Raw genomic sequence first — 24,056 nt, forward strand, 5'->3', positions numbered from 1 at the left:
CGCGGAATTTAACCGATCATCCGTCGCGCCCTTCCACGTACCTGGTGTGGATCTCCTGCCGGACGGCCTCCGCCTCCCTGAGGGCGCCGGCGATCGCCGTGGCCTCCTCGTGGAGCGCCGCCAGCTGGCGTTCGAGGTGGTGCTCCGGCTGCTCCGTGCCCGGGGTGAACCGGGACCACCAGCGGGTCCGTACGAAGGTGTCGACGGCCTCCGGGATGTCCTGGCGGACCGCGCGGGCCAGCACGTGCAGGTGCTCCGGGTCGGTGACCCAGCCCGGTGCGAGCAGGGCCTCGACGAGGGTGTCGAGCGCCGTGAGCCGCTCGCGCGCCGCGGGCGGCAGCTCCGCCTCCGCCAGGTACGCGCGCAGCCTCGCGAAGTCGGCCCGCAGCCCGTCGAGCCGGTACCCCTCCTCGGCGAACTCCGGGGTCGCCGGCCGGTCCGGCGGGGCGATCAGGGCCCCCGCCGCGTACAGACCGCCGACCACGGCGGGCCACAGGGCGCCCGCGGCCCCGGTGAGGGCGATGCCGACCCCGGCCAGACCGCAGACGGAGCCCAGGAGGTTCTTGCGGGACTCGGCGTACCGGAATAGGGCGTTCCAGGGTCTCTCACTGGTAGCCACGGATCTCCTCGAAGGCACCGTCCAGCGACCCCTGGTCGGCGTCGAAGAGCTTGCCGCCGGTCAGGCCCGCGATGTGGTCGAGCTCGCCGCGGTCGGAGTCCCCGAACAGGATCGGGAAGACCGGCGTGCGCTTCTGCTCGGCGGACAGGGAACCGTGGAATGTCTCGAACGCGGTGGCCGGGTCGCCGTCGGTGTTCTCCCCGTCCGTCATGAGGACGATCGACGTGAACACGTCACCGCGGGACCTCCCGAGGAAGCGGTACGCCTCCTGGACGCTGGAGTAGATCGCGGTGCCGCCGAAGGCCGAGAGCCTCTGCGCGTCGCCCTTGATCGCGTCGAGCGCCGCCTGCGGCGAGGCCGGGTCGACCGTGTGCGTACGGACCTCGTCCTGCTTCACGGCGGAACCGAAGGGCATCAGGGTGACCTCCTCCCGGTCCCGGAAGTCACGGGTCAGCTCGGCCAGGGCCTTCTTGAGGCGTTCGAGCCGCTCACCGCCCATCGAACCCGAGGTGTCGAGCACGTACACCGTGCGGGACGGCCTGCGCAGGGTGTTGTCGTAGGCGTCGAGCAGCTCGTCCGCCACCTTCCGGCTGCCGGGGAACGGCAGCTCGCGCCGCTGATCCCGGGCGAGCGCCGGGGCCGGGGCGACCCCGGGGACGACGGGACGGCGCAGGGTCGCCTCCGTGATGCGGCCCTGGACCTCGGGGGTGCGCAGGTACGTGGTCAGCCGGCCGGCCGCCTCCTTAGCCTCCGGGCGGGCGGAGGTGAGCAGGGTCAGCGGGTAGTCGGCGGTGACGACACCGTCGGTCGGCCGGATCACCGTCAGCTCACCGGACCGGAACGAGGACAGCAGCACCGACTCGTAGTTGACGAGCGCGTCGACGTCGGTGCGGCGGGCGAACGCGGTGGCCAGCCAGCCGGAGGAGCCCGAGGTCAGCTTCTGGCCGGTGAAGAACTCCTTCAGCCGCGGGGTGGCCTCGGCGACGTCCCGCTCGGTGAGGGCGGACTGGGCGCCCGAGAGGCCGGAGGCGACCGAGACCAGCGCGGAGAGGCCCGAGTTGGAGCGCATCGGGTCGGTCATGCCGTACGTCAGCTTCCCGTCGGCGACCGCCCGGTGCAGCTGCGACCAGGTGACCTTCGCCGGGTCCCAGCCGAGCCGGGCGACGGCCGCAGGACGTACGCCGAGGGCGACGGGCGAGGCCATGACCGGCGTCTCGCCGGTGATCTTCCTCGCGGTGTCGGGCCGGAGTCGCAGGTAGTCGTTGGAGGAGAGCCAGACGGCGTCGTAGGCCTTCTCGGCCGTGCCGGAGGCGATCTGCTCGACGGCGTCCAGGGTGCCGGTGTAGGTGAGGCGGACGTCGACGCCGGTCGGCGTCCGTGCCGCCCGCAGGACGGGCTCCATGTCGGAGAGTTCGGAGGAGGCGAGGACGCGGAGGGTGCCGGGCCGGACGGGCAGGCGCGGCCCGTCGTCCTGCCCGGTGTGGTCACCGGACGCGCAGGAGCTGCCGGTCGCGGTGACGAGCAGGGCGAGGGCGAGCCCGGCGACGGTGCGCGAGAGCGAACGGGTGCGTCGCGTACGGGTCGTCACGCGAGGTCACCACCCTCGGGCGCGCCGGTGCGGCGGCTGCGCGCCAGATGGGCACTGGCCTCCTGGAGTTCGGCGGTCAGCGACTCGACCGTCGCCGCCATCGACTCCGTCGCCCGCACCTTGTACGTGTCGATGGCGTCGAGCGTCCGGTAGATCTGCCGGAACGCCGTGCGGAGCGTCTCCGCGCCCACCGCCGGGTCCGCCGCGATCCGCTGGATCTCGCCCGCCTGGGTGGCCAGCATCTCGGCGTTGCCGCGGATCAGGTCCTCGGTCGTCGAGCGCAGCGCGTCCACCTGTTCGGTGACCTTCCGCTGGTGCTCGAGGGCCGACGCCAGCATCACCGCGATCCGCAGCGCCGACACGGTCGTCGTCGCCGCCCGGTCCACACCCTTGATCAGTTCGTCGTTGTTCCGGCGGACCACGTCCATCGCCAGATACCCCTGGGCGCAGACGGCGAGTTGGGTCAGCAGGTCCTGGTGCTTCCGGCGGACCGGGAAGAGGACGTCCGCGCGCAGCGCGTCCGCCTGGGCCGGGTCGGCCGTCGTGGCGATGCGCCGCTCCACGGCCGCGTCCAGCGCGTCGGTGAGCACCGCGTACTCCTGGAGCTTGCCCATGGTCTCCCAGAGCCGGGCCCGCTCCGTCTGCAACGCGGCGTTGTCGCGGCGCAGTTCGTCCTGGCCGCCGCGCAGGGATCCGACGATCCGGTTCAGCGTGGCCTGCGAGGAGGCGTACCTGGCGACGTGGTCACGGAGCCTGTTGCCGCCCGGGAGCTTCGAGAGCAGCCCCTTGAGGCCCTTGCCGGGGGTGTCGCGGGGGTCCAGGTCCGTGATCGTGCGCCGGAGTTCGACGAGGGACGAGCCGACCCGGGACCGGGCGTCGCCGCCGGATCCGGAGTCGAGCGAGCGGATCGTACGGTCGAGCATCCGGTTCGACTGCTGGGCGGCGGAGCGCATCTCGCCCGCGCCGAGTCCGGCGATCTCGCCGACGCGGCCCGCGAACTCGGGGGAGCGCGGGTCGAGTCCCTCGATCGATCCGACGTACTCGGCGGCCCGCCGGGACAGCTCCGTACGGGTGGCCTCGTCGATCGGCACCAGGCCGGAGGCCTGCTCGGCGCGGACCGGCGGCACGGGCTCGGGCGGGGTGAGGACCAGCGGGGTGTCGTGCTCGGGAGGTGTCAGGGCCATCGTCCTTCTCGGATCCTCGGGCGTGGTCATGCGGTGTCCCCCTGGTCGCGGGCCCGCAGGGCCATCTCGTGCAGCACCTTTCCGGTGGGCACGGGCGCCTGGCGGACCCCGGTCAGCGTCTGGTTGAGGTAGGCGGTGTGGCTCTGGGTCGCGGCGGTGAACTCGCTCGCCGCGCCCTGCGGCCGGAAACCGTGACGGACCGCGAGCTTGCGCAACTCGGGGTCGGTGGAGAGGAGTTCGCCGAGCGCCCGGCCGTTCTCAGTGAGCGGTACGAGGGTGTGGTCACTGCTGACCGTGGTGTCCGGGTAGAGGACGACGAGGTCGCCCATCGGCCGGCCCGCCAGGAGCTGGGCGGCGACCTGGGACTCGTACACGAGGACGAGCGGGTTGCCGACGCCGCTGATGAAGTCCCGGAAGGGGGCGTCCGAACCGGACTGCTGGGCGCCCTGCACCTGCACGAGCTTGCGCAGGAGCGGGGCGGTGCGGGTGACGGCCGCCCTGTCGCCCGCGACCCGGCCGCCGTCGGCGACGTAGCTCGCGGCGGCGAGGTAGAGGGCGCCCGAGTTGGAGGCGACCGGATCGGTGGAGGTGATGAAGAGGGTGCCGCTCAGCTCGGCGTGCCCTGCGGAGCCCTTGAGCTGCTGCCAGGTCCGGTCGGCGCGGGCCGCCGCGAGATAGGCGCCCATCTTCAGGGTGCCGCTGGTGCCGCGTGGCCCGAGGGTCGCCAGGCCGTTCCCGGCGAGGACCCGGGCGGCGGCGCTGTGCGCGACGACGACGAGCGGCGAGTAGAAGGGCCGCAGCGGGGCGGTCGTCGCCTTCGTCTTCTGCGCGGCCTTCGCGCGCAGCCCGTCGGCCGGGGCCTTGGAGGACGGGAAGGCGAAGTCGTAACCGTCGAGGGGCAGTTCCTCCATGTCCCAGGACCCGGAGGTCTCGGTGCCCACGGTGAAGCCCTTCGCGGCGAGGGCCTTCACCACCTGAGGGTCGGTGAAGAACTCCGCCTTCTCCGACCCGATGACTCCTCGCACGGTCTTCGTTGCCGTGCCCGTGTCCTTGTCGCCGCCCGTCACGAGGACGGCGGCCACGCCGCCGAGGAGAAGGACGGCCAGGACGATTCCCAGAATGCGTCTCACGTGGGCAGCGTGCTCACGGAAACCCACGTTCCAGGGGGAGTCGGGTGTACGAGAGGTGAAGGGGCGATCCCGGTACCGAACCGGAGCGTGGACTGCCGTATCCCCGCGGTCTCGGGGTGTGGGAGGGGTGTGGAGTGAGGGAAGGAGGGGCCGGCGGCGGTACGGGGGTGTGCCGGTGGGTGGCGCCCGGTCCGCGCGGTTCGTGCCGCGCGGACCGGGGCCGTCAGGGGGTGCCGGCCGTGGCCAGGGCGGGTTCCCCGGCCAGTGCCGCGGTGTGCGCGTCCATGCGCTCGGCGGCGAGGATCGCGGCGGCGGTGTCGGCCCGGGAGGCGGCGACGACCAGGGCGCGGCCCGCGAGGGCGTGGGCCCTGCGGTGCAGGTCCGGAGCGGACGCGCCGCTCAGACCCGCGTGCCGTGCGGGCGGTGCGCCGCGCAGCCGCGCCACCTGCCGGGCGATGAGTTCGCCGGCCTCGGTGTCGCCGAGCTCGTCGGTGACGGCGAGCAGGGCGGAGAGGTGTCCGGCGAGCTGGATGTCCAGCTCTTCCTCGCGGGAGCGGTGCGGGTACGCGTCGTGGGCGTCGTCGGCCATCCGGTGGACCGACTTGGTGCGGATCGGTTCGTACATGGGACGGCCTCCTGAGTGCTCTGGAACCATCCTAGCTTAGATTCAGTCTAAAGTTGAGTGAGGTCCGGCCATGGCGCGCTACGGCTGGCTGTAGCCGTCCAGGAAGCGGCCGATCCGTGTCACCGCGTCCGCCAGGTCCGCCGCGGCCGGCAGCGTGACGATCCGGAAGTGATCGGGCTCGCGCCAGTTGAAGCCCGTCCCGTGCACCACCATGATCTTCTCGGCCCGCAGCAGGTCCAGGACCATCTGCCGGTCGTCCTTGATCTTGTAGACGTTCGGATCGAGCCGCGGGAACAGGTACAGGGCGCCCTTCGGCTTCACGCACGTCACGCCCGGGATCTGCGTCAGCAGCTCGTACGCCGTGTCCCGCTGCTCCAGGAGCCGCCCGCCCGGCAGCACGAGGTCCTCGATCGACTGCCGGCCCTGGAGCGCGGCGGCCACCGCGTGCTGCGCCGGCATGTTCGCGCAGAGGCGCATGTTCGCGAGGATCGTGAGGCCCTCGATGTACGAGGATGCGTGGTGCTTCGGGCCGCAGACCGCCAGCCAGCCCGAGCGGAAGCCGGCCACCCGGTAGTTCTTGCTCATCCCGTTGAAGGTCAGGACGAGCAGGTCGGGGGCGATCGCGGCGGTGGGGGTGTGCGTGGCACCGTCGTAGAGGATCTTGTCGTAGATCTCGTCCGAACAGATGACCAGGTTGTGGCGGCGGGCGATCTCCGTGAGGGAGCGGAGCATCTCGTCGTCGTAGACGGCGCCCGTCGGATTGTTCGGGTTGATGATCACGATCGCCTTCGTGCGATCGGTGATCTTCCGCTCGATGTCCGCCAGGTCCGGCATCCAGTCCGCCTGCTCGTCGCAGCGGTAGTGCACGGCCGTACCGCCCGCGAGCGAGACGGACGCCGTCCACAGCGGATAGTCCGGTGCGGGGACGAGGACCTCGTCACCGTCGTCCAGCAGCGCCTGCATCGACATCTGGATCAGCTCCGAGACGCCGTTGCCGAGATAGATGTCCTCGACGGAGAGCGGGATGCCCTTGGTCTCGTAGTGGCTCATCACCGCGCGGCGGGCCGAGAGGAGCCCCTTCGCGTCGCCGTAACCGTGCGCCTCGGAGAGGTTGCGCAGCACGTCCTCGAGGATGGCGGGCGGGCACTCGAAGCCGAAGGCGGCCGGGTTTCCCGTGTTGAGCTTGAGGATGCGATGACCCGCGGCCTCAAGCCGCATCGCCTCTTCGAGCACCGGACCCCGGATTTCGTAACAGACGTTGGCGAGCTTCGTGGACTGGATCACCTGCATGCCGAGAGCTTACGGCGGGGTCGGCCGGGACGCTTCGTGTTTTGGGACACGTCGGACACCGGGTATGTCGACGAAAGCTTCCTGGATCTGTCCGAAATGTGTGTGGACTCGCGCTGTGGTGTCGTGCTCCCTACACTTCGCGCCCATGAGTCACCAGGACAACAGCGTCTTCGTCGACGCCTCGGGGCGACGCGGCCGCGTGGTGCGGTGGGGCGCTGCAGGGGTGGGCCTCGCCTGCCTCGGATTCCTCGGCATCGTCGTCGCCGGATCCTTCGGCGCCGGACCCGCGGGAGGGCCGCTGCCCTGGGCGGACGACGAGCGGCAGGACGCTCCCGCACTCATCCAGCCGGACCCCGCCGCGTCGGGCGACTCCGGTGACTCCGGCACATCCGACGGCGCGCCGGCGAGCTCTTCCACTCCGCGCGCCACGGTCGACACCTCCGACGCGCCGGCCACACCGACGCCGACGCCCACGAACGGGGCCGCCACCGCGGCCCCGTCGCCCGAAGCCAGCTCCGCCCCGACCGCGACGACCCCGTCGCCCGAGACCACTCCCGGAGGGGGCGGCTCGGGTGGCGGCGACAGGACCGACTCGGGCCCCGGCAAGGCCGACGAGGCGCCGGGCGCCACGAAGCGTCCCAAGTGACGGGCGGCGGGTACGACGGTCCCGGGCACGGCGGGAATGGCTACGGAGCTCCCCCGTACGGCGGGAGCTACGACGCTCCCGGGTACGGCGGCTCCGGGTACCCCGGGAGCCCCGACACGGGGCAGGTGTACGCATACGACCACGGCCACGGCCACGACCACGGCCACGGCCACGACCACGACCACGGCCACGGCCTCGACCGCGGCCGTGGAGACGCGTCCGCCTACACGGACGCGCCGACCGCCGCCCCGGATCCGTACACCTCGTACACCCCGTACGAGCCGTACACCCCGTACGAGCCGTACACCCCGTATGCCGCTGACGGAGGGTACGAGACCGGCGACGTCCCCGTGCCGCCCGTCACGCCCTCCCCGCCCTCCCCGCGCGGCGCACCCCGCACGCGGCATGCGCTGCGCCGCGACCCCCGGGCCCACTGGGCCATGCTCTGCCTCCTGCTCCTCGTCGCCGCCACCGCGCTCGTCTTCGCCGGTTACGGCCGCCACGAGATAGCCGCCACCGCCGAGCCGCGGCCCCACTGCCCCACCGCCCCCGCGACGCGCGGCGAGGGCCCGGTCGCCCAGGTGGACCGCGACGGCGCCGTACAGAGCGCCACCCCGCCCCAAGGCACCGTGGCCCTCACCTACGACGGCGGGCCGAGCCCGGAGTGGACCCCACGCCTCCTCGACGTCCTCGCCGCACGCCACGCGAAGGCGACGTTCTTCCTCACCGGTTCCGAGGCGGCCGCCCATCCCGAGCTCGTCCGCCGCATCGTCTCCGACGGACACGAGCTCGGATCGCACACGTACACCGACGTCGACCTCGCCCAGGTCTCGGCCACGCGCGCCGACCTGGAGCTCTCCTTCACCCAGAACGCGCTCGCCGCGAGCACCGGCCTCGGCACCCGCCTGCTGCGGCTGCCCCACACCAGCGGCCTCGCGACGCTCTGCGCCGACCAGTGGGAGGCCGGCCGTCGGGCCGCCGGGTCCGGCTACGTCCTGGTGGCCGCGGACGGCAAGTCCGTCCTCCAGCTCACCGGCTCCCCCCAGGCCGCCGACGAGACCGAGAAGCTCCTCGCGCGCCCCGGCAGCACCCGTTACACCACGGTCGGCCAAGCCCTCGGACTCGGCGACACCACATACCGCGTGTCCGTTCTTGCCGAATGGAAGGGCGCCGCCTTCGTCAAGGCCCAGGATGCGTCCCGGGGCTTCGCCGACGCCATGACCTGGCTGCTTGTCGTCGCCGGTGTCATCACCGCCGTCCGGCTCGCCCTGCTCCTCGGCGTCGCCCGCATCCACGTCCGTCGCACCCGATTCCGCCGCCGCCGCGGCGCGCCCCGACTGCCGCCCGTCACCGCGCCGGTCTCGATCCTCGTCCCCGCCTACAACGAGGAGGCCGGGATCGAGGCGACCGTCCGTTCCCTGCTCGCCTCCACGTACGAGGCGATCCAGATCGTCGTCGTCGACGACGGCTCCTCCGACCGCACCTTCGAGATCGCCGAGTCCATCGACGACCCGCGGGTGTTGGTGGTGCGCCAGCCCAACGCGGGCAAGGCGGCCGCCCTCAACACCGGCCTTGCCCGTGCCCATCACGACATCGTCGTGATGATCGACGGTGACACCGTCTTCGAGCCGGAAGCGGTCCGCCGCCTCGTCCAGCCCCTCGCCGACCCCCGCGTCGGCGCGGTCAGCGGCAACACCAAGGTCGGCAACCGGCAGGGCGTCCTCGGCCGGTGGCAGCACCTGGAGTACGTGATCGGCTTCAACCTCGACCGGCGCATGTACGACGTCCTGGAGTGCATGCCCACCGTCCCCGGTGCCATCGGCGCCTTCCGCAGGGACGCGCTGGCCGGTGTCGGCGGGGTCAGCGAGGACACCCTCGCCGAGGACACCGACCTCACGATGGCGCTGTGCCGGGCCGGCTGGCGCGTCGTGTACGAGGAGTCCGCCATCGCGTGGACGGAGGCCCCGTCCACGGTCCGGCAACTCTGGAAGCAGCGCTACCGCTGGTGCTACGGGACCCTCCAGGCGATGTGGAAGCACCGCAGTGCGGTCGTCGAGCGCGGCCAGTCGGGCAAGCTCGGCCGCCGCGGTCTTCTCTACCTGCTGCTCTTCCAGACGGTGCTGCCCCTGCTCGCCCCGCTGGTCGACGTCTTCGCCGTCTATGGGCTGTTCTTCCAGGACCCCGGGCAGGCGCTCGGGGTGTGGCTCGGATTCACGGTGGTACAGGTCGGGACGGCCGTCTACGCGCTCCGCCTGGACCGGGAGAGGTTCGAGCCGATCTGGACACTTCCGCTGCAGATCGTCGTCTACCGCCAGCTGATGTATCTGGTCGTCGTCCAGTCGGTGGTCACCGCCCTTCTCGGCAGCCGGCTGCGCTGGCACCGGATGCAGCGCACAGGCACGGCCACCGAGACCCTGGAGCGGACCGGCGCCGGATCCGCGGTGCGGCCCGCGGGGTAGGTTGGCCCGTCATGTGGGTTCTCAGTGCTTCCGGATGCCGGTGGCTCGGCGCGGCCGGGTCGCTCGCCGTCGCCGTGGGCGGCTGGGCCGCCGGGACGCTGCCGGTGCGCGGCGGCTGGGGGCTGTGGGAGCCGCGCGGCTCCGCGCTCACCCTCGCCGGCGCGCTCCTCGCGTACCTCGGCCTGACGGTGCTCGTCGCCGCCTGGTGGCGGTACGGCGTGCTTCTCGCACGCGGGGCACGGGACGGGGTGCTCGCCACCCTGGCCTGGTGGACCGGGCCGCTGCTCCTCGCCCCGCCGCTCTACAGCAAGGACGTCTACAGCTACATCGCGCAGGGCGCCATGGTCCTCGAAGGGCACGACGTGTACGGCGGCGGGCCCTCCGTCCTCGGGCCCGGGGACCTCGGGGCGGACGCGGCCGCGAGCGTCGGCGGGCACTGGACCGACACCCCCGCTCCGTACGGACCCGCCTTCCTGGTCCTGGCGCAGCTGGTCGTGAAACTGACCGGGGGCGAGATCGTCCCCGCCGTGCTCGGGATGCGGCTGCTCGCGGTCGGTGCGCTCGCGCTGATCGTCTGGGCCGTACGGGGACTGGGTGGCGGACGCGGGGGGCCCGACGGCGCGCTGTGGCTGGCCGCCCTCAACCCGCTGCTGCTCATCCACGTCGTGGGAGGTATGCACAACGACGGCCTGATGATCGGACTCATGCTGGCGGGCGTGCTGCTCGCCGTGCGGGGCCGGTGGGTGCTCGGGTGCGTCCTCGTGGGTCTCGCGATGATGGTGAAGTCGCCGGCGGCGGTCGCGCTGCTCTTCATCGGCGTGCTGATCGCGCGGCGGGACGGCGGCGGTGTGCGGGGCCTGGTGAAGGGGCTCGTGCTGCCGGGGCTGGTGGCCGGGGCGGTGGCCGCGGGGGCGACGGTGCTCGCCGGGACCGGGTTCGGGTGGCTGCGGACGCAGAGTGTGGCCGGGACGATCCACACGGCGCTGTCCGTGAGCAGTGATCTCGGGCTCGGGCTGGGGCTGCTCTTCGGGGACGACCCCGACCCGGTCAAGGCGGTCGTGCAGAACCTCGGGCTGCTCGTCGCCGTGGTGGTCATCCTGGGGCTGGGGTGGCGGGCCTGGCGGGGGCTTCTCGACCCGGTGCTCGGATTGGGCCTGTCGCTCGTCGCGCTCGTCGCGCTGTCGCCGATGGTGCAGCCCTGGTACCTGCTGTGGGGGACGGCCGTGGTGGCGGCGGTCGCCTGGCGGGGGCGGACGGGGCAGGTGCTTGCGGTGCTCTCGGCGGCGCTGGTGTACGAGACGGCGTTGGACGGGCGGACGCCCTGGTACGGGTTCGTCGCGGCCGGGGTGGTGCTGGCGCTGGGGCTGGTGTGGATGCGGCGGGACCCGTGGGGCGAAGGGGCGCCGCCGCCCCTTCGCCCGCTAGCGCGTGCGGCGGACTGATCTGCCCGCCAGGGCCGACGTCCGCCTGCCGTCCTCCATCACGAACTCGCCGTCGACCAGGACGTGCGGGATTCCCGTCGGCAGGGTGCGCGGGGACTCGTACGTCGCTCCCGCTCCGACCGTCTGCGGGTCGAACAGGACCAGATCCGCCCGGTAGCCCTCGCGGATGCGGCCCCGGTCGGTCAGGCCCAGGCGGGCCGCCGGGCGGGACGTCAGGTGGGCCACGCACTCCTCCAGGGTGAGGACGCCGAGGTCCCGTACGTACCGGCCCAGGTACTGCGGAAACGTGCCGTACGCGCGCGGGTGCGGCTTCATGCCCTGGAGGATGCCGTCCGAGCCGCCCGTGTGCACCCGGTGCCGCATGATCGTCCGGACGTTCTCCTCGTGGCCCACGTGCTGGAGGATCGTCGTGCCGAGCCGGTCCTCCAGGAGGAGGCGGCGGGCCGTCGCCCAGCCGTCCACCCGGCGGCCGACCCAGTCCGCGAGCCCCGCCTCCGCCACTCCCGAGATCTCGATCGTGTCCCAGTCCATCGGCACGCCGTGGCAGCCGTCCGAGCCGATGACCTCCAGGTGGTGCCGGATGCGCTCCGCCGTCTCGTCGTCCCGGAGGCGGGCGAGCACGGCCTCCGGGCCGCCCTCGCTCGCCCAGCTCGGCAGCACGGCCACCAGGGTCGTACAGCCGGGTGTGTACGGGTACGTGTCGAGGCTGATGTCCGCACCCGCGTCCAGGGCCTCGTCCAGGAGGGCGAGGAGTTCGGGGGCCCTGCCCTCGTTCACGCCGAAGTTCATCGTGGCGTGGGCGAGGTGGAGGGCGCAGCCCGCCTCCCGGGTGAGCCGCACCATCTCCTCGTACGCCTCCAGGGCGCCGGCCCCGTACGAGCGGTGGTGCGGGCAGTAGTAGCCGCCGTACCCCGCCACGACCCGGCAGAGCTCCGAGAGCTCGGCGTCCTTCGCGTACATCCCGGGCGTGTAGGTCAGGCCGGAGGACATGCCGACCGCGCCCTGCTCCATGCCCTCCGCGACCAGCCGGCGCATGTGGTCCAGCTCGGACTCCGTCGCCGGGCGGTCGTCCCAGCCGACGGCGTACATCCGCACCGTGCCCTGGGGGACCAGATACGCGGCGTTGACGGCGATGCCCCGGTCCAGCCGGTCCAGGTACTCGCCGACCGTGCGCCAGTCGAAGTCGATGTCGTCGCCGGATCCGTTCCAGCCGGTGATCGCCTTCCGTACCTCGGCGAGCGTACGGTCGTCGACCGGGGCGTACGACAGGCCGTCCTGGCCCAGGACCTCCAGCGTCACGCCCTGCGCGGCCTTCGCGCTGTGGTCCGGGTCGCGGAGCAGTGCGAGGTCGCTGTGGGCGTGCATGTCGATGAAGCCGGGGGAGAGGGCCAGACCCTCGGCGTCCACGACGCGGCGGGCGGTGGGGCGCTGGCAGCCGGCCGCCGCGCCCTCCTTGACGATCGCGGCGATCCGGCCGCCGTCTATCGCCACGTCGGCGCGGTAGGAGGCGCCGCCGGTGCCGTCGACGACCTCCGCGTCGCGGAAGACGAGGTCCATGCCGACTCCTTCTAGAAGAACGTGCGGATGTAGTCGACGACCGTGCCGTCCGCCTCGACCAGCGGGATCAGCTGCCACTTGTCGAAGATCGTGCACGGGTGGGACAGGCCCATGCCGAGCCAGTCGCCGACCTCCAGATCGGCGCCCTCCTCCGTCCGTACCCAGGCGTGCTGGTCGGAGAGGCCGGTGACGGTCAGGCCGTCGGCGGGACGGATCTCGCCGGTGCGGGCGTCGTGGACCACCTGCGCCTCGGGGAGGTGCAGGTCGTGGGCGGCGTCGCGCTTGCCGGCGTTGGTGAAGGCCTGCTCCGGGGTGGGGCGGGAGACGACCTGCGACCAGAGGCGGAACGCGGGCTCCAGGGTGCCCTCCTCCGGGACCCGGTTGAAGGGGGTCCGCTCGCGGTACTGCCCGTCGTCGTGCGAGACGTACGCGCCGGAGCGCAGCAGCTTCAGGACGGGCAGGGAGAGCCCGGGGATCTCCGCGAACACGTCCGCGACCGCGTCGAACCACTCGCTGCCGCCCGCGCTCACCACGATCTCGCCGATGGCGGGGTCGAAGCGGCCGGACTTGTCGAACTCGGCCGCGAGCCCGACGAGCCGGTGCAGCCATGCGCGGACCCGCTCGCCGTCGGCACCCGGCATCGTGCCCTCGTAGCCGGCGACGCCCACGAGCCGCAGGGTGGGGGCGGCCGCGACCGCGTCGGCGACGGCCGCGCACTCCCCCTCCGTCCGGACGCCCGTACGCCCCGTCGCGCCGGCCGCCAGCTCGACGACGACGTCCACGGGGCGGTTGGCGCCCGCGGCGCGCAGGGCCCCGTCCATCAGCTCGACGCCGCGCACGGAGTCGACGTAGCAGAGGAAGCGGAAGTCGGGGTCGGCGTCGAGTTCGCCGGCCACCCAGCGGAGCGCGACCGGGTCGACGACCTCGTTCGCGAGGAAGATCCGGGCGATGCCGTGGGCCCGGTAGACACGGGCCTGGTGGGGCACGGCGGCGGTGATGCCCCAGGCCCCGTGCTCCAGCTGCCGGTCGAAGAGCTGGGGGGCCATGGAGGTCTTGCCGTGCGGGGCGAAGGCAAGGCCGTGGCGCTCGGCGTACGTCTCCAGGAGGCGGAGATTGTGCTCGACGGACTCGGCGGAGAGGGCGAGGACGGGTGTGGTGAAGCCGCCGGTGAAGAGGTTGCGCCGCTGGGCGGCGAGCTCGCCGACGGTCAGGCCCTCGGCGTCCGGGGGCAGGGCCTTGAAGCGGTGGTCGACGCGCTCGTTCGCCAGGTCGGGCATGAGGCCTCCTCATCGAAGCGTTGCGAAGGGTGCAACAGTCATTGCGTATGTCGCTCGATGCTGTCTAGCATCCGGGCCAAGGCCGGGTCAATGGACCCCGCGAGAGTCGCAAGGGAGCGCCAGAGTGGCCGGAGAACCGCCCGTGGATGTCGTGTGCCTCGGCGAGTCCATGGTCACCTTCCTTCCCTCCCGACCGGGCCGCCTCGCCGACGTACCGGCCTTCGAGCGCGCGATCGGCGGCGCCGAGTCCAACGTCGCCTGCGCCCTGGCCGCCTCCGGCCACCGCACCCGCTGGGTCGGCAGGGTCGGCAGGGACGGATTCGGCGACCACCTCGTCGAGACCATCGGAGCCCACGGCGTCGACGTCACCGCCGTCGACCGCGACCCGCGGCGCCCCACCGGCGTCTACTTCCGCACCGCCGCCGACCGCGCCACCGACGCCCACGAGGTCGTCTACTACCGCGCCGGGTCGGCCGCCTCCGCCATGTCGCCCGCGACCGTGCCGTACGAGACCGTCGCCGACGCCCGCGTCCTCCACCTCACCGGCATCACCGCAGCCCTCTCCGACGACTGCCTCGCCCTCATGCGCACGCTCACCGCGCCCCGGGCGGGCCGCCCCCTCGTCTCCTTCGACGTCAACTGCCGCCCCGGACTGTGGCGCGACGGCGCCGCCGGCGCCGGCCCCGTCCTCCTGGAGCTCGCCCGCCGGGCCGACCTCGTCTTCGTCGGCGCCGACGAGGCCGAACAGGCCTGGGGCCTCGGCGACCCCGCCGGGATCCGCGCGGCCCTCCCCGAACCCGCCGTCCTCGTCGTGAAACGGGGCGCCGACGGCGCGACCGTCCACGAACGCACGGGCCCCGGAACCGACACCGTCGTGCACGTGCCCGCCCCCCGCGTCGACGTCGTCGCCGCCGTGGGCGCCGGAGACGCCTTCGCCGCGGGATTCCTCTCCGCCACCCTCCGCGGGCTCGACGCCACCGCCCGCCTCCGGCACGGCCATCTGCTCGCCGCCGCCGCCCTCACCGTTCCCGGCGACCTGGCCGCACCTCCCCGCCGCGCCCACGCCGACCGACTCGCCGCCCTCGCCCCTGCCGCCTGGGGCACACTTCAGCTCGGCCCCGGCTGGACGGGGGACGACCAGGAGGGACGTACACCATGAGCCAGACCGTCGACCGGGCGCTCAGCATCCTGCCCTTGCTCGCGCAGGGTCCCGCCGACCTCGGACAGGTCGCCGACCGGCTCGGAGTCCACAAGTCCACCGCCCTCCGGCTGCTGCGCACCCTGCACGAGCACGGCCTCGTCTACCGCCAGCAGGACCAGCGGTACCGACTCGGCGCCCGCCTCTTCGCGCTCGCGCAGGAGGCCGTCGAGAACCTCGACATCCGCGAGATCGCGCACCCCCACCTCGCCGCGCTCAACGAGCGGATCGGGCACACGATCCACCTCGCCGTCTACGAGGAGGGCGAGGTCCTCTACATCGACAAGGTCGAGAGCCGCTACCCGGTCCGCATGTACTCGCGCATCGGAAAGCCCGTCGCGATCACCGTCGCCGCCGTCGCCAAGCTGCTCCTCGCCGACCTGCCCGAACCCGAGCGCCGCGCCCTCGCCGGCAAGCTCGACTACCCCCCGTACACGCCCCGTTCGACCCCGAACGCCGCCGCCTTCCTCAAGGAGCTGGCGACCGTACGCGAACAGGGCTGGGCCACCGACCTCGGCGGCCACGAGGAGTCCATCAACTGCGTCGGCGCGCCCATCCGCGGCGCCGACGGGCGAGTCGTCGCCGCCATGTCGGTCTCGGCGCCCAACGTGGTCGTCACGGCCGAGGAACTCCTCTCCCTCCTCCCGCAGGTGCGCCGCACCGCGGACACCATCAGCCGGGAGTACTCCGGCACCTCCCCGAACAAGGACAGCGCATGACCGACCAGAACCTCGAGCAGTCGACCGAGAAGATCGCCCTCACCCCCGCCACCCACACCACCCCGCCCGCGAAGTTCTCGCACGGCGTGAAGAAGGGCAACATCCTGCAGGTGGCGGGCCAGGTCGGCTTCCTGCCCGCCGTCGAGGGCCAGGCGCCGACCGTCGCGGGCCCGACCCTGCGCGAGCAGACCCTCCAGACCTTCGCCAACGTCAAGGCGATCCTGGAGGAGGGCGGCGCGAGCTGGGACGACGTGATGATGATGCGCGTCTACCTGACGGACGTGGACCACTTCGCCGAGATGAACGCGATCTACAACCAGTACTTCGAGGAGCAGGGCCTCAAGGCCCCCGCCTCCGCCCGCACCACGGTCTACGTCGGCCTGCCCGCCGGTCTCCTCATCGAGATCGACGCCCTCGCCGTCCTCGGCTGAACCGGGTCCCGAGCACCCGAGCACCCCGGCCCGAACGGACCTGGACCGATCCTCCTGAGCCAGTCGCCCCACGGCACGGCGTTCACCCCGCGAACGCCGTGCCGCGCTCCGCCCTGCCCGCACGCCCTCCCCCAAGCGAGGTCTCCCCCCGCCATGAACCCCGTCGCACCCCCGCACACCGGTGGACTGCTCCACCTGATACCCGGCACCGCCGGGCTGCTCACCGTCGCCGCCCTCGGCATCGCCGTCCTGCTCCTGCTGATCATCAAGGTCCGGCTCCAGCCCTTCGTCGCACTGCTCGCCGTCTCCATCGGCGTCGGCCTCGCCGCCGGCCTCTCCGTCACCGAACTCTTCGGCACCGTCCAGAAGTCCGCCGCCACCTCCGTCATCGAGACCGGCATGGGCGGCATCCTCGGCCATGTCGCGATCATCATCGGCCTCGGCACCATGCTCGGCGCGATCCTGGAGGTCTCGGGCGGCGCCGAGGTGCTGAGCAGCCGTCTCCTCGGCCTCTTCGGCGAGAAGCGCGCCCCCCTCGCGATGGGCCTCACCGGCCTCATCTTCGGCATCCCGGTCTTCTTCGACGTCGGCATCTTCGTCCTCGCGCCGATCGTCTACGCCGCCGCCAAGCGGTCCGGCAAGTCGATCCTGCTCTACGCCATGCCGCTGCTCGCGGGCCTCTCCATGACCCACGCCTTCCTGCCGCCGCACCCCGGCCCGGTCGCCGCCGCCGGCCTTCTGCACGTCTCGCTCGGCTGGGTCATCCTGATGGGTGTCCTCGTCGGCCTCCCCGCCGTGCTCGCGGCCTGGGCGTACGCCGGCTGGATCGGCCGACGGCTCTTCGTCGCGGTCCCGCAGGACATGGTCGAGGCGGCCGAGGAGGCCCGGGCCAAGGTCGCCGCCGAGCGGTCCGGCGGCACCGAGGCGCCCGTGGCGCTCTCCACCGTGCTCCTCATCATCGGCACGCCGCTGGTCCTCATCCTCGCCGCGACCTTCTCCTCCATCGCCCTGGACGAGTCCACCCTCCGCTCGGTCATCGAGTTCTTCGGCAGCCCCTTCGTCGCGCTGACGCTCGCCCTCTTCCTCGCGTACTGGCTGCTCGGCATCCGGCGCGGCTGGTCCCGGAAGTCCCTGGAGCAGGTGTCCACCTCCTCCCTCAAGCCGGTCGGCAACATCCTGCTCGTCGTCGGCGCGGGCGGGGTCTTCGGCGCGGTCCTCAAGGTGAGCGGCGTCGCCCAGGCGCTCTCCGACACCTTCCACGACGTCGGGCTCCCCGTCATCGTGCTCGCCTACCTCATCTCCCTGGTGCTGCGCGTCGCCCAGGGCTCGGCGACGGTCGCCATCGTCACCACGGCCGGCATCGTGCTGCCCCTGGTCGAGGGCGGCGGTCACTCGCAGGCCTTCCTGGCCCTCGTCATCATGGCGATCTCGGCCGGCTCGATCTTCGCGTCGCACGTCAACGACGGCGGATTCTGGATCGTCTCCAAGTACTTCGGCATCACGGAGCGGGACACCCTCAAGTCCTGGACGGTGCTGGAGTCGGTGCTCTCGCTGGCCGGTTTCGCGGCGGCGGCCGTGCTGAGTCTGTTCGTCTGAGCGACCGGACCGCGACGGCGGAGGCGCCCCGGCGGAGTTCCGCCGGGGCGTCCGTGGTGCCTACGGGGCGTCAGGCCGCGCAGTACTGCGCCTGCTTGCCGATCGAGCGGTACATGCAGTCGGCGTTCTCCAGGAGCTGGAGGACGGCGTCGCGGTTGCGGCTCGTCTCGCGCTCGATGACCTCGTCGGGCGGGTAGAAGCCGCCGCCGCCGGACGAGGACGGGTACATCTCGAAGGTGTACGCGAAGATCCGCTGCGATCCCCACAGATAGTCGTCGATCGACCCGTCCGTGATGTAGAGGTCGCTGGACTGCTCGGGCGTGTAGCCGTTGCTGGCCGCCATCTTGCCGCCGACCGCGGCGAAGGCGTTCCGGTCGTCGAGCGTCATGCCCGGCGCGGTGTTGGCCGTGGTCCAGCCGAAGGGCCAGAGCACGAGCTCGCTGTACGTGTGGAAGTCGATGGCCGCGGTGATCTGCTGCTTGCCGCCGACCACCCGGGAGCGGACGAAGTCGGCGACGACCTTGACCTCGGGGGCGGACTCGGGGGCGGCGCCGCGGTACGTCTCGGAGCTCTTGGAGCCCGAAGAGCCGCCGCAGCAGCCCCACTTGTAGTCCCAGTTCCGGTTCATGTCCGTACCGATGTACGAGGAGCCGGAGTTGGGCTGGCGGTTCTTGCGCCAGCTGCGGTAGGAGCCGCTCGCGATGTCGTACTCGCCGCCGTCCGGGTTGAGGTCCGGGACGATCCAGATCTCGCGGCCGTTCACGGCGCTGGTGATCCTGGAGTCGCTGCCGTACCCCGCGCCGAGCTCACGGAGGAGGTACAGCGCCATCTCGACGGTGAGGTGTTCGCGGGCGTGCTGGTGGTGGGTGAAGAGGACCTCGGGCTCGGCCTCGTCGGTGGCGACGTTGTCGCTGATCTTGATGGCGACGATGTCCCGGCCCTGGTACGACTTCCCGATCACCTGCTTGCGCATGATCGAGGGGTGGGCGGCGAGGCGCTGGTCGATCTCCGCGTTCATCTCCGCGTAGTTGTGGTACCTCGCGTCGGCGGAGGGGAAGTCGAGCGGGCCGGCCGTCTTGCCGCCCTCGGCCGTCCGGTCCGGCGGGCCGGGCAGGGCGACCGGCTTGTAGCCGAGCGCCTTGAGATTCCTCAGCTGTTCGGTGTTGGCGCTGACCACGACCGACCGGGCGTCGACCTCGTCGATCGAGACGCCGGTGGCGGTCAGCGCGCTCCGGGCGGCCGGGGTGGAGGGGCCGGCGACCTCGTACTGCCGGATCACCTCGTCGGCGCCGACGGCGATCCGGGCGGCGGCCGACGACGGGTCGGCCCCGGCGGGTGTCGTGAGAGCGGATACGGGCGCCGCGAGGGCGAGCGCCAAGAGGGCCGCGAGGGTGGCGGACCTTCTGCCGCGGAGGGAACGTCGCATGCTGTCTCCTGGGTGGGGAGGGTGGGGGGTGCGACAAGCGCGTGCGGGTGTTCGGTGTTCGGCCACATGGTGAGCCTGTGTCATGGACCGGTCAAGACGGTGAGTTCGGCCATACTGTCCCGGTGGGGACCCTCATCGGTAGATACGTCATCGAGCACAAGCTAGGCGAAGGCGGCATGGGCACCGTCTATTTGGCCCGATCGCGGGGCGGGCGCGCCGTGGCCGTCAAGGTGGCGCGGCCGGAACTCGCCTCCGATCCCTCGTTCCGCGCGCGCTTCCGCGCCGAGGTCGCCGCGGCCCGGCAGGTCGGTGGCTTCCACACCGCCCAGGTCGTCGACGCCGACCCCGACGCCGAGGCGCCCTGGCTCGCCACCGCCTACATCCCCGGCCCCACCCTCGCGGCGTTCGTCACCGCACAGGGCCCGATGGACGAGGGACGGCTGCGCTCGCTCGGCGCCGCGCTCGCCGAGGCCCTGGAGGCCATCCACGCCTGCGGGCTCGTCCACCGCGACCTCAAGCCCGGCAACATCGTCATGGCCCCCGACGGGCCCCGCGTCCTCGACTTCGGCATCGCCCGCGCGCTGGAGTCGACCCGGCTCACCGCCACCGGCTCCGCCTTCGGCACCCCCGGCTATCTCGCCCCCGAACAGGCCCTCGGCGATGAGGTCACGGGCGCGGCGGACGTCTTCGCGCTGGGTGCGGTGCTGGTCGCCGCGGCGGGCGGGCGCCCCTTCGGGGGCGGGACGCCGATGGGCCTCATGTACCGCGCGGTCCACGAGGCCCCGGACCTCACCGCCGTACCGGAGCCCCTGCGCGGGCTCGTCGGCCGCTGCCTCGCGAAGGACCCGGCCGGACGGCCGACGCCGGAGGAGATCCTGGACGTGCTGGGGGAGGGGGCGACGCGGGACGGGGCGGGGGTGACGCCCTCGCCGACGTTCCTCGACGCGCCCGCGACGCCGCGGCATCCGGTCCCGCAGGGGTTCGGGCCGCCGCAGGACTCGATCCCGCCGTCGTACGGACCGCCGCAGGCCGTGGTCCCGTCGACGCCGGTGCCGCCGCAGGCCGTGGTCCCGTCCACCCCCGTTCCGCCGCAGGCCGTGGCCCCGTCGACGCCGGTGCCGCCGCAGGCCGTGGTCCCGTCCACCCCCGTTCCGCCGCAGGCCGTGGTCCCGTCGACGCCGGTGCCGCCGCAGGCCGTGGTCCCGTCCACCCCCGTTCCGCCGCAGGCCGTGGTTCCGTCGGCGTACGCACCCCCGCCTCCGCACGACTCGGTCCCGCCGGGGTTCGGGCCGCCGACCCCCGCCTTCTTCGTCCCGCCGCCGCCCGTCGCGCCCCCGCAGCCCGTGGCGGATTTCGTGGCCGCCGACCATGTGTACGGGATCGTCGTGGACGGCGCCGGGATCTGCCTCCAGTTGCTCGACGAGGAAGCGGAGTTCACCTGGCCCGAGATCGGAGCCGTGCGGTACGAGCGGACCCGGCGCGGCCGGTGGCTGCGGATCGCCGTCGACCTCTACGACGGCACCAGCTACGTCTGCGAGATCGACGGGCGCCGGGCGGCCAGGGTCGGGGAGTGGGTCACCGGACTGGACCGGGTCCTGGCCCGGTTCCTGCCCCGGTGAGGTCGGAGCCTTCGGCTCGAAGAACGACGCGACGCCGCCGGGAGACCGGCGGCGCCGCGGGTGGTGCGGGACGGATGCGTTACGGCAGGTTGTGGACGTGCGGGCCCACCGCGTTCGACCAGGCGTTGCCGGCCGTCGCGTCCCAGTTGGTCGACCAGGTCATGGCGCCGCGCAGCGTCGGCCAGGCCTGGGCCGGCTTGAACGTGCCGCAGCTCGTGAGCTTGGTCAGGCAGTCGAGCGCGTTCTTCACGATCTGCGGGTCGACATAGCCGCTGCCCGCGCCCCGCGAGGAGGCCGGGACGCCCAGGCCGACCTGCGACGGGGAGAGACCGCCCTGGATCTGGATGCAGGCGAGCGCGGTGAGGAAGTCCACCGAGCCCTGGCTGTAGACCTTGCCGTCGCAGCCGAGCATCGAACCGCTGTTGTAGTACTGCATGTTGACGACCGTGAGGATGTCCTTCACGGCGAGCGCGGTCTTGAAGTACTCCGTGCCCGTGTTCTGCATGTCGATGGTCTGCGGGGCCATCGTCAGGACGAGCGACGAACCGGCCTTGGCGGACAGCTGACGCAGCGCCTTGGTCAGGTAGGTCGAGTTGATGCCGTGCTCGAGGTCGATGTCGACGCCGCTGAAGCCGTACTCCTGCATGAGGGCGTAAGCGCTGTTCGCGAAGGCGGTCGCGGAGGCGTCGCTGTTGATCGTGACGTTCCCCTTCTCGCCGCCGACCGAGATGATGACGGACTTGCCGGCTGCCTTCTTCGCGGCGATGTCCGCCTTGAAGTCGGCGACCGAGGCGTAGCCGACGGCCGGGTCGAGGTTGAAGACGATCTGGCCCGCCGTGGTCGTCGAGTCGGCGAACGAGACGGCGATGATGTCGTACTGCGACTGCACGTCCCGCAGCTTCTGGACCGTGGCGCCGTTGTCGAAGTTCTGCCAGTAGCCGGTGAGGGCGTGCTTGGGCACGGCCGGGCCGGGGCCCGGGTCGGTGACCTTGGCGGTCCTGGCCGTGACGGCGCCGGACTTCGCGGACTCGCCCGCGGAGTTCGTCGCGGAGACCTGGAACTGGTACGCCGTGTCGGCCGTGAGGCCGGTGATCGTGGCCGAAGTGCCGCTCACCGTCTGCGGGTTGCCACCGTCCCGGTACACCTTGTAGCCCGTGGCGCCGGAGACCGTGCCCCAGCTCAGGTCGACCGAGGAGGAGGTGACGGTGCCCGCGGCGAGGCCGGTCGGGGTGGACGGGACCACCGGATCGGGGTCCTGGCCGCCGCCCCCGTCGGGGCCGAAGACGCTGACGTCGTCGACGGAGTACGGGGAGGTCCCGTACCAGCCGTGGGTGTAGATCTCGACGGAGGTGGTGCTCGCCCCGGTGGTGAAGGTGGTGGTGAGCTGCTTCCAGGCGGCGCTGTCGGGCGTCCAGGTGGAGACGCTGCCGGAGCCGGTCCCGGTGTTGTTCGCCCCGAGGTAGGCGTAACCGCCCTGGACCCAGGCGCTCAGGGTGTACGTCGAGTTGGGCTTCACGGCCACGGTCTGCACGCACTTGGCGTTGTCGAGCCCGGCCGGGGTCGCCCGGAGCGCGCCGGCGCCGGTGCGGACCGGGGAGGAGACGGCGGCGCCGCTCCCGGCGGAACAGGACCAGTTGGCGAGGCCGTTCTCGAAACCGGCGTTCTTGGCGACGTTGACGTCGGCCGCCTGCGCGGTGCCGGCTCCGCCGACGAGGACGAGCCCGGAGCCGACGGCGAGCGCGAGCGCTCCGCCGAGCCAGCGGCGTCCGTGCGGGCGGGTGGTGGTGCGGTCCACGTGCATCCTCCGGAGGGGAGTTGGGGATGTGGGGGATGTGGAGGTGCCGTACGTCGTCGTACGGAGGGGCTCGTACGGGGGTACGAGGCGGTGCGGGGGGTAGGGGGGTGCGGAAGGTGCCGGCGGTACGAGCAGTGCGGGCGGTGGCCACCGCTGTGGGGACAAGTTGGTCCAGACCAATCGCGTTGTCAAGACCTCTGGCAGCAAGCCCTGTTCGGAGCGGGTGACGGCTGCCCGGAGCGGGCCGACGGGTTCGCGCTCCGGACCCCCAAGAAAGCGGGCCGGCTTGGCGGATTGTGTGTTCACCACCCCGGGGGTCGTGGATAAGGTGCAGAGGCGGCAGCACCCTGCGGTGATGCCGTGAACGCGGTAAGTGATCCGCGGCCCCCGGGACCACCGGAGGCCGGAGGGGACGGGGGGTCCGACGTGCCGACAGCGATCGCGGTCACCAGTGCCGACCTGGCACTGCCGCCGACCGATCCCGGGACCCCGCACGCCACCGTTCTCCCGGCCCCCGACACCCAGTCGCTCGACGCCTCGATCGCCGACATGCAGCAGCTCATCGCGCGATACGGACACGTGATCGTCGTCTGCCCCACCTCCGCCCCGGCCGCCGTCGAGCAACGCCTGCGCGCCGTCCGCGCCCTGCTCGAAAGCGACCGGATCGCGCTGGTCATGACCGACCTGCCACCCCTCGGAGCGGCCGTACTCGTTCGCCAGCTCCGGCAGTTGGCGGGCTGCGACTTCAGCCCCGGAGTCCTCGCCTCCGCCGCCCGGCTGCTCGCCCACTACATCTACGCCGGCGCCGTCCTCGGCTCCGTCTCCCGCCTCGACCGCGTCCCCGTCAGCCTCGGCTCCCACCTCAAGGGCTGGCTGCCCGGCGCCCACTTCGCCGTACTCGCCGGACCCACCGCCCAGATCACCCGCGTCGGCAGCGGCGAGGCGACCCTGCCCGGACCGGAGTTCACCACCGAACTCCTGATCGCCCGCGGCCAGCTCCAGACCGACTGGCCCACGACCACCCTCGTGCCCGGGTGGCGGATCCACGGCGCCGTCCTGGAGACTCCGCTGCCCGAGGCCTCACCCCGCTGGTGGGGGACCGGAAAGCTCGTCGAGTTCGCCGCTTACCTGCCCGACCTGCCCGTCCTCTACCAGCTCGTCTCCTCCGTACGGCGCGAGACCTGCCACTGGTGCGCGATGGAACTCATCGGCGACCGCTGCGGCTTCTGCGGGGCACCCCTCCAGGCCGGAGCGGTGCCGGAACAGGGCGGCCGCGCGCTGAACGGCGGCCCGGCCGGGGGCCGGCGCGACGACGGCGCCCGCGCACTCGGACCAGGAGCGCACGCGACCCAGCAGACGGGCGGGCTCCCGGCCCGACAGTCCGGCGACGCGCACCCGGTTCAGTACCAGGCCGGGCACCCGGCCCACCCGGCGCCCCCGTCCTCCTCGTACACC

At 72.6% G+C, this 24,056-nt stretch carries 19 protein-coding genes; 9 read left to right on the forward strand and 10 right to left on the reverse strand.

What is annotated here, in order from left to right; translation table 11 throughout:
- Nucleotides 1-16: 16 nt before the first annotated feature.
- The 6 genes from IF00_RS0131810 to IF00_RS0131835 all read right to left on the reverse strand — a co-directional run bounded on the left by IF00_RS0131810 (nucleotide 17) and on the right by IF00_RS0131835 (nucleotide 6,436).
- Nucleotides 17-619: a hypothetical protein gene (locus tag IF00_RS0131810; RefSeq protein ID WP_030324057.1), complete on the reverse strand. Its 603-nt coding sequence runs from the start codon at nucleotides 617-619 to the stop codon at nucleotides 17-19.
- A complete protein-coding gene (locus IF00_RS0131815) occupies nucleotides 606-2,207 on the reverse strand; it encodes a substrate-binding and vWA domain-containing protein (protein ID WP_030324058.1) in 1,602 nt (533 codons plus the stop codon). Before IF00_RS0131815 ends, IF00_RS0131810 begins: the two co-directional genes overlap by 14 nt.
- On the reverse strand, nucleotides 2,204-3,421 hold the full coding sequence (locus IF00_RS0131820) for a toxic anion resistance protein (RefSeq protein ID WP_030324059.1): 1,218 nt from the start codon (nucleotides 3,419-3,421) through the stop codon (nucleotides 2,204-2,206). The genes IF00_RS0131815 and IF00_RS0131820 overlap by 4 nt, the downstream gene beginning before the upstream one ends.
- Nucleotides 3,418-4,548 (reverse strand): hypothetical protein, encoded by a 1,131-nt coding sequence (locus IF00_RS0131825; protein ID WP_030324061.1) that lies wholly within the window; start codon nucleotides 4,546-4,548, stop codon nucleotides 3,418-3,420. Before IF00_RS0131825 ends, IF00_RS0131820 begins: the two co-directional genes overlap by 4 nt.
- A 196-nt stretch (nucleotides 4,549-4,744) precedes the next feature.
- Complete coding sequence (locus IF00_RS0131830) at nucleotides 4,745-5,146, reverse strand: SCO4983 family protein (protein WP_030324063.1); 402 nt, start codon at nucleotides 5,144-5,146, stop codon at nucleotides 4,745-4,747.
- Nucleotides 5,147-5,224: 78 nt separating this feature from the next.
- A complete protein-coding gene (locus IF00_RS0131835; protein ID WP_030324066.1) occupies nucleotides 5,225-6,436 on the reverse strand; it encodes a pyridoxal phosphate-dependent aminotransferase in 1,212 nt (403 codons plus the stop codon).
- 145 nt (nucleotides 6,437-6,581) lie between these two features.
- On the opposite strand from IF00_RS0131835, the gene IF00_RS45805 reads away from it, so the two are divergent.
- The 3 genes from IF00_RS45805 (at nucleotide 6,582) to mptB (ending at nucleotide 10,983) form a co-directional block, all read left to right on the forward strand.
- Nucleotides 6,582-7,082 (forward strand): hypothetical protein, encoded by a 501-nt coding sequence (locus IF00_RS45805; protein WP_158710539.1) that lies wholly within the window; start codon nucleotides 6,582-6,584, stop codon nucleotides 7,080-7,082.
- A gap of 125 nt (nucleotides 7,083-7,207) precedes the next feature.
- Complete coding sequence (locus tag IF00_RS0131845; protein WP_342451058.1) at nucleotides 7,208-9,541, forward strand: bifunctional polysaccharide deacetylase/glycosyltransferase family 2 protein; 2,334 nt, start codon at nucleotides 7,208-7,210, stop codon at nucleotides 9,539-9,541.
- A gap of 11 nt (nucleotides 9,542-9,552) precedes the next feature.
- On the forward strand, nucleotides 9,553-10,983 hold the full coding sequence (gene mptB / locus IF00_RS0131850; protein WP_030324071.1) for a polyprenol phosphomannose-dependent alpha 1,6 mannosyltransferase MptB: 1,431 nt from the start codon (nucleotides 9,553-9,555) through the stop codon (nucleotides 10,981-10,983).
- On the opposite strand, the gene IF00_RS0131855 is transcribed toward mptB, so the two are convergent.
- Nucleotides 10,963-12,540: an N-acyl-D-amino-acid deacylase family protein gene (locus tag IF00_RS0131855; RefSeq protein WP_030324073.1), complete on the reverse strand. Its 1,578-nt coding sequence runs from the start codon at nucleotides 12,538-12,540 to the stop codon at nucleotides 10,963-10,965. The genes mptB and IF00_RS0131855 overlap by 21 nt on opposite strands.
- 11 nt (nucleotides 12,541-12,551) lie before the next feature.
- The gene (locus IF00_RS0131860; RefSeq protein WP_030324075.1) at nucleotides 12,552-13,817 is read right to left on the reverse strand and encodes an alanine racemase; all 1,266 of its coding nucleotides are present in this window, start codon (nucleotides 13,815-13,817) and stop codon (nucleotides 12,552-12,554) included.
- A 124-nt stretch (nucleotides 13,818-13,941) separates the two neighbouring features.
- Between IF00_RS0131860 and IF00_RS0131865 the strand changes: the two genes are divergently transcribed.
- From IF00_RS0131865 to IF00_RS0131880, 4 genes are all read left to right on the forward strand, one after another.
- The gene (locus IF00_RS0131865; RefSeq protein ID WP_030324077.1) at nucleotides 13,942-14,976 is read left to right on the forward strand and encodes a sugar kinase; all 1,035 of its coding nucleotides are present in this window, start codon (nucleotides 13,942-13,944) and stop codon (nucleotides 14,974-14,976) included.
- On the forward strand, nucleotides 14,973-15,734 hold the full coding sequence (locus IF00_RS0131870) for an IclR family transcriptional regulator (protein WP_030324079.1): 762 nt from the start codon (nucleotides 14,973-14,975) through the stop codon (nucleotides 15,732-15,734). The genes IF00_RS0131865 and IF00_RS0131870 overlap by 4 nt, the downstream gene beginning before the upstream one ends.
- Complete coding sequence (locus tag IF00_RS0131875; protein ID WP_030324081.1) at nucleotides 15,731-16,165, forward strand: RidA family protein; 435 nt, start codon at nucleotides 15,731-15,733, stop codon at nucleotides 16,163-16,165. Before IF00_RS0131870 ends, IF00_RS0131875 begins: the two co-directional genes overlap by 4 nt.
- Before the next feature lie 153 nt (nucleotides 16,166-16,318).
- Nucleotides 16,319-17,761: a GntP family permease gene (locus tag IF00_RS0131880; RefSeq protein ID WP_030324082.1), complete on the forward strand. Its 1,443-nt coding sequence runs from the start codon at nucleotides 16,319-16,321 to the stop codon at nucleotides 17,759-17,761.
- 70 nt (nucleotides 17,762-17,831) lie between these two features.
- Here IF00_RS0131880 and IF00_RS0131885 read toward each other — a convergent pair whose 3' ends face one another.
- Nucleotides 17,832-19,187 carry a M14 family metallopeptidase gene (locus IF00_RS0131885; RefSeq protein WP_030324084.1) on the reverse strand — a complete coding sequence of 452 codons (1,356 nt, stop codon included), beginning with the start codon at nucleotides 19,185-19,187 and terminating at the stop codon, nucleotides 17,832-17,834.
- A 122-nt stretch (nucleotides 19,188-19,309) separates the two neighbouring features.
- On the opposite strand from IF00_RS0131885, the gene IF00_RS0131890 reads away from it, so the two are divergent.
- Nucleotides 19,310-20,806, forward strand: coding sequence for a serine/threonine-protein kinase (locus IF00_RS0131890; RefSeq protein WP_030324086.1), 1,497 nt, complete (start codon nucleotides 19,310-19,312; stop codon nucleotides 20,804-20,806).
- Between the two features lie 79 nt (nucleotides 20,807-20,885).
- On the opposite strand, the gene IF00_RS0131895 is transcribed toward IF00_RS0131890, so the two are convergent.
- Nucleotides 20,886-22,601 (reverse strand): chitinase, encoded by a 1,716-nt coding sequence (locus IF00_RS0131895; RefSeq protein ID WP_030324088.1) that lies wholly within the window; start codon nucleotides 22,599-22,601, stop codon nucleotides 20,886-20,888.
- A 426-nt stretch (nucleotides 22,602-23,027) separates the two neighbouring features.
- Between IF00_RS0131895 and IF00_RS0131900 the strand changes: the two genes are divergently transcribed.
- A partial coding sequence (locus IF00_RS0131900; protein WP_342451059.1) for a hypothetical protein occupies nucleotides 23,028-24,056 on the forward strand: 1,029 nt, incomplete at its 3' end.

It is taken from the genome of Streptomyces flavochromogenes, from assembly GCF_000717595.1.
GTDB classification, from domain to species: Bacteria; Actinomycetota; Actinomycetes; order Streptomycetales; family Streptomycetaceae; genus Streptomyces; species Streptomyces flavochromogenes.

Coding starts and splice junctions, on each gene's coding strand:
- IF00_RS0131820 (WP_030324059.1), bottom strand. CDS start 3,421: ATGACCACGCCCGAGGATCCGAGAAGGACGATGGCCCTGACACCTCCC.
- IF00_RS0131830 (WP_030324063.1), bottom strand. CDS start 5,146: ATGTACGAACCGATCCGCACCAAGTCGGTCCACCGGATGGCCGACGAC.
- IF00_RS0131835 (WP_030324066.1), bottom strand. CDS start 6,436: ATGCAGGTGATCCAGTCCACGAAGCTCGCCAACGTCTGTTACGAAATC.
- IF00_RS45805 (WP_158710539.1), top strand. CDS start 6,582: ATGAGTCACCAGGACAACAGCGTCTTCGTCGACGCCTCGGGGCGACGC.
- mptB (WP_030324071.1), top strand. CDS start 9,553: ATGTGGGTTCTCAGTGCTTCCGGATGCCGGTGGCTCGGCGCGGCCGGG.
- IF00_RS0131855 (WP_030324073.1), bottom strand. CDS start 12,540: ATGGACCTCGTCTTCCGCGACGCGGAGGTCGTCGACGGCACCGGCGGC.
- IF00_RS0131860 (WP_030324075.1), bottom strand. CDS start 13,817: ATGCCCGACCTGGCGAACGAGCGCGTCGACCACCGCTTCAAGGCCCTG.
- IF00_RS0131870 (WP_030324079.1), top strand. CDS start 14,973: ATGAGCCAGACCGTCGACCGGGCGCTCAGCATCCTGCCCTTGCTCGCG.
- IF00_RS0131875 (WP_030324081.1), top strand. CDS start 15,731: ATGACCGACCAGAACCTCGAGCAGTCGACCGAGAAGATCGCCCTCACC.
- IF00_RS0131880 (WP_030324082.1), top strand. CDS start 16,319: ATGAACCCCGTCGCACCCCCGCACACCGGTGGACTGCTCCACCTGATA.
- IF00_RS0131885 (WP_030324084.1), bottom strand. CDS start 19,187: ATGCGACGTTCCCTCCGCGGCAGAAGGTCCGCCACCCTCGCGGCCCTC.